Raw genomic sequence first — 4,227 nt, 5'->3', positions numbered from 1 at the left:
TTTAACTGATCCCCATACCCTGATGAATTTTAAAAAGAACTGGCAGCCTGACCTGACTGACAGGAAAACCCGAAATATATGGCAAAAAAACGGCAGCAGCTCAATGGGGGAGCGGGCAAAAGAAAAAATTAAATTAATCATTGAAACCCATATTCCAGATCCCATGGATGACAAGGTAGTGCAAAAAATCCATACAATCATTGAATTGGCAAAGACCCGATACCGTTAGACAAAACAATCATTGGAAAATATAATATGACATCCATATTAAAATCATTTATTGCATTGTACACTGCAACGCTGCTGTTGGCGATGAGTTTGGGGTTGCTGGCAACCTTTCTGAGTTTAAGATTAACCGTTGAGGAATTTTCAACCCAAGTAACAGGTATGATCTTAACCTCTTATTTTATCGGTTCTATTATAGGAACCTTTTACTGTAGACGTATGATAAGAAGTGTCGGGCACATTAGGGCCTTTACCGCTTTTGCCGCTCTTGCTACCGCCATGGTCATGCTTCATGGCTTTTATATTTCGGCTTTGGCATGGGGAGTTTTCAGGTTTTTTTGTGGCATTGCCACCATAGGGCTGTTCATGACCATAGAAAGCTGGCTCAATGAATGTACTCAATCCGAGACAAGGGGAAGGGTTTTTTCCATATACATGGTGATGTGCTATCTGGGGAGCAGTGTTGGGCAGCAGCTACTCAACCTTGGTGAGATAAAGGATCAAACCCTGTTTTTTATTATCGGTTTTTTACTGGTATCTTGTATTATTCCCATTGCATTAACCCGGTCCATTCACCCTGAAATACCGAAGGTTGAGCCGGTCAAACTTAAGAAGATTCTTAAAAAAGCGCCACTGGGAATACTCGGATGTTTTACCGCCGGTTTGATGAACAGCTCTTTTTACACCATGGGACCGGTGTTTTGTCATCAAATAAATTTGAGTGTGTCCCAGTTATCTTATTTCATGACTATTACAGTGTTGGGAGGACTTTTGTTCCAGTGGCCTCTGGGTTTGTTTTCAGATCGGTTTGACAGATCAATAGTGATTCCTATTTCAAGTGGCCTGTTTGCAGTGATAAGTGTTCTGATGATTATAGCTGCTCAAAGCTCTTTTGGAATTTTTATGGCAGCAACCGCTATGTTCGGTGGGCTTATGTTCACCATTTATCCCTCTGCTGTGGCAAGAGCCCATGACATGTTTGAGCCTGGGGATGTGGTCAATGTCAGCTCCGCTCTTTTGCTTTTTTTTGGTATTGGTGCTGTGATCGGCCCTATTGCTTCATCAGCGATCATTGAATTGCTGGATAGCCCATATGGATTCTATATTTATTTTTCAGGCATCGGTGCCATTTCTGCAGCCCTCTCTTTTTATTTAAGGCAGAGGGAAATTGCTCAAATCATTCCTGTTGAAGACCAGGTGGATTTTATGATCATGAAGCATACCACACAAATGGCCATGCAAATTGATCCGCGCTCGGAGATTGATAAATAGCTATATTCTAGTATCAATAATTTTCTCTGAACGTCCTGAATATCATGGGTATTCTTACAAACGCACAAGTGCCTGATCAAGATCGTCCATCAGGTCTTCGGGATTTTCAAGCCCGACAGACAAACGGATCAATCCGTCATCAATACCGGCTTGCATCCGCTCTTGCCGGGTCATATGTTCATGGGTGATGGTGGGCGGATGCATGCAGATGGTCCTGCTGGTACCAAACGTAACGGCATGAACAATCAGTTTCAGGCTGTTCATGACCCTGGCCGCCCCTTCAACGCCGCCCTTAACCACAAAGGACATCAACCCGCCATGCCCGCTCATCTGACGGCAGGCAAGTGTGTGCTGGGGATGATCGGCAAGCCCTGAATAATTGACATGAACAACATTGGGGTGATCAGTCAGGTATTGGGCCACAGCCATTGTATTTGTACTGTGTTTTTTCATCCTCATGGGCAGAGTTTCCAGATACTGAAGTGTCATCCATGCCTCCATGGGCGGCATGATGGCCCCCACAAACTCGGTTGTATTCCACCGGATATCTTCAATGAGCCCCTCTGGCCCTACAACAGCTCCGCCAAGCGTAGTCCCGTTTCCAGCCAGAAATTTTGAGATTGAAAGCAGCACAAAATCGGCCCCAAAATCCATGGGCCGCTGGAGTGCTGCCGTAGCAGTGGTATTATCCACAAGAACCGGAACCCCTTTGGCGTGAGCTGCATCAGATACTGCCTTGATATCGGTAATAAACAGGCAGGGATTACTGGGGGTCTCAATCCAGACAAGCTTTGTCTTCTCATCCGAAATCCCCAGCCCTCCTGTCAATGTTATAGTCGAGTCTCAATACAGACAAGCTTTGTCTTCTCATCCATTTGCTCTGCCCATGAATCCGGGTCTTCAGGATCCTGGACAAATCTGAAATCAATATTGCACCGTTTGGGGAAAATATCAGTGGCCTGTTTATAGCCTTCACCAAAAATATTGAGGGAGGTGACTACATTATCACCCGGGCGTGCCATGGTGAAAATCAATTCAAAAAGCGCCTGGGAACCTGAGCCTGCTGTGATACACGATTCTGCACCTTCCAGTGATGCCAGACGTTCCTCCAGAACCGTATTGGTCGGAGTCCGGGTTCTTCCGTAAACCGGGCAGGGAATTTTATCAAAGGTTTCATAGGGGTAAGTGACCGACTGAACCAGGGGCGGTGTAAACGACCTGAAATCATCCTGGTTCTGGTACGGGTGGAATCCCGAATGCAAAGATTTTGTATCAATTCCCCTGCCTGCATCATCTCTTATATATCTGGGTGCAGAAGGATCATACTCCCAGTGGTCTCTTAAAAAAAAATGCCTGTCATCTGCCATAATATACCGTCCTTATAAAAAAAATCTTTGCTGTTATTTGCTGTCAATCCAGTCCTGCTCCTGTTTTACAATTGTCTTTATCTTGGTTTGAACATCATCGGGCAAAGAATCAACTATATGATTTTCTATAATATCATCCACGACTTTGGCAGCCTTTTGCTCCATGGTCAATTTCCCCTTTTTTTCCCACATGGAATAAGATCCCTTGTCAAAGAGCTTGGAATAAAAAGGTTCCTTATAATGTTTCAGGGTATGGGGATGCGAAAGATAGCTCCCGGTGGGACCCTGTTCTTCTATCACATCCAGAGCCAGGGTTTCATCATCCACTTTAACCCCTTTTGTGGCAGCCCGCAAGAATCCAATGGTCTCATTGGCCATCACCAAAAGTTGCAACGATCCCTGAAGCCCTGCATCCATAAACCCTACATCATGAACAATATTTGCACCGTGGAGAAGAGCGGTCGTAAGGCTGATAGTCATCTCTATTCCGCACTGCTGGTCCAGCACCTTGGAGTCGGTGGATCCACCAAGGCCGAATACCGGAAGATTATAATACCGTCCCATGGATGTGGCTACCCCCTGTTCATCCGCCAGCACATAGTTGCCCACCATGGTCTGGAGATTATAGGGCCCGCCATTCCAGCCCGGGACAGCAATGGGTGCCCCCTCTTTTACAAGCTGGGACAAGACCACACCAAGCATGATGCCGGCATTCATGGAAGCCATGCACCCTGCCGTAGTGGCAGGAGAATTCACCCCGCCGGCGTTCAGGGGAATCCAGAGCTGGGGCAGGCCTTTATTTGCAAGATAGATTAATTTTTGAAGCGCCTCTTCATTGATAATCATCCCGGAGGTTACATTGATATAACAGGTGGCAAAGGGGTGTTTTTTAAATTCTTCCACACCACCGGCCACAGCTTCGCACATTTCTACTGCTGCTTTGCATCCCTGAAAATCCGGAGACACGAAAACAATGGGTTTGGTGGTATTGTTGAGCATCGCCTCCATCTGATACCGGTCATAAATACTCTGATGGACATCCCTGGGAAGGATGAGAGACATGACAAAATCAATCTCGGGTAATGCGTCCATTACACGGGCCGCATTAACGACATCCTGTAAAACCGGATTCCTTCTTTTACCGTTCTTATGATCCAGAATATTCAGACAGTCTGATCCGCCGCCATAGTAGGTATTATGCCCCCATGCCCGCAGAGCAGCTTTTTTAGTCTAATGTGAAAACCCTGGCCCTCAGGGCCAGGTCAGAGTGCAGAGGCTTTGCCATCTGTACGACTCATGTTACTCTATGATCGAGTTGTCCCCACAACTTAATGATCAAGGAGTAACGAATGAGTCGATTTTT

Annotated in this window: 5 protein-coding genes; 2 read left to right on the top strand and 3 right to left on the bottom strand. The window is 46.0% G+C overall.

What is annotated here, in order from left to right:
* A partial coding sequence (locus QAI40_RS16965) for a trimethylamine methyltransferase family protein (RefSeq protein WP_304511916.1) occupies positions 1-229 on the top strand: 229 nt, incomplete at its 5' end.
* 26 nt (positions 230-255) lie between these two features.
* Positions 256-1,497, top strand: a complete 1,242-nt coding sequence (locus QAI40_RS16960; RefSeq protein ID WP_304511915.1) for an MFS transporter — start codon at positions 256-258, stop codon at positions 1,495-1,497.
* 54 nt (positions 1,498-1,551) lie between these two features.
* On the opposite strand, the gene QAI40_RS16955 is transcribed toward QAI40_RS16960, so the two are convergent.
* From QAI40_RS16955 to QAI40_RS16945, 3 genes are read right to left on the bottom strand one after another with little or no spacing between them, the layout of a single operon-like run.
* Positions 1,552-2,325, bottom strand: coding sequence for a trans-sulfuration enzyme family protein (locus QAI40_RS16955; RefSeq protein WP_304511914.1), 774 nt, complete (start codon positions 2,323-2,325; stop codon positions 1,552-1,554).
* Positions 2,326-2,327: 2 nt separating this feature from the next.
* A complete protein-coding gene (locus QAI40_RS16950) occupies positions 2,328-2,864 on the bottom strand; it encodes a PLP-dependent transferase (protein WP_304511913.1) in 537 nt (178 codons plus the stop codon).
* 33 nt (positions 2,865-2,897) lie between these two features.
* The gene (locus QAI40_RS16945; protein WP_304511917.1) at positions 2,898-4,022 is read right to left on the bottom strand and encodes a trimethylamine methyltransferase family protein; all 1,125 of its coding nucleotides are present in this window, start codon (positions 4,020-4,022) and stop codon (positions 2,898-2,900) included.
* Positions 4,023-4,227 lie beyond the last annotated feature (205 nt).

Origin of the sequence: Desulfobacula sp. (assembly GCF_030611305.1) — a bacterium.
Lineage (GTDB): Bacteria > Desulfobacterota > Desulfobacteria > Desulfobacterales > Desulfobacteraceae > Desulfobacula.
Note: the sequence above shows the minus strand (reverse complement) of the source record. Positions and strands in the feature narration are given on the sequence as shown.

Bases quoted from the DNA above. Each gene is read 5' to 3' on its own strand.
- QAI40_RS16960 (WP_304511915.1), top strand. From the start codon at position 256: ATGACATCCATATTAAAATCATTTATTGCATTGTACACTGCAACGCTG.
- QAI40_RS16950 (WP_304511913.1), bottom strand. From the start codon at position 2,864: ATGGCAGATGACAGGCATTTTTTTTTAAGAGACCACTGGGAGTATGAT.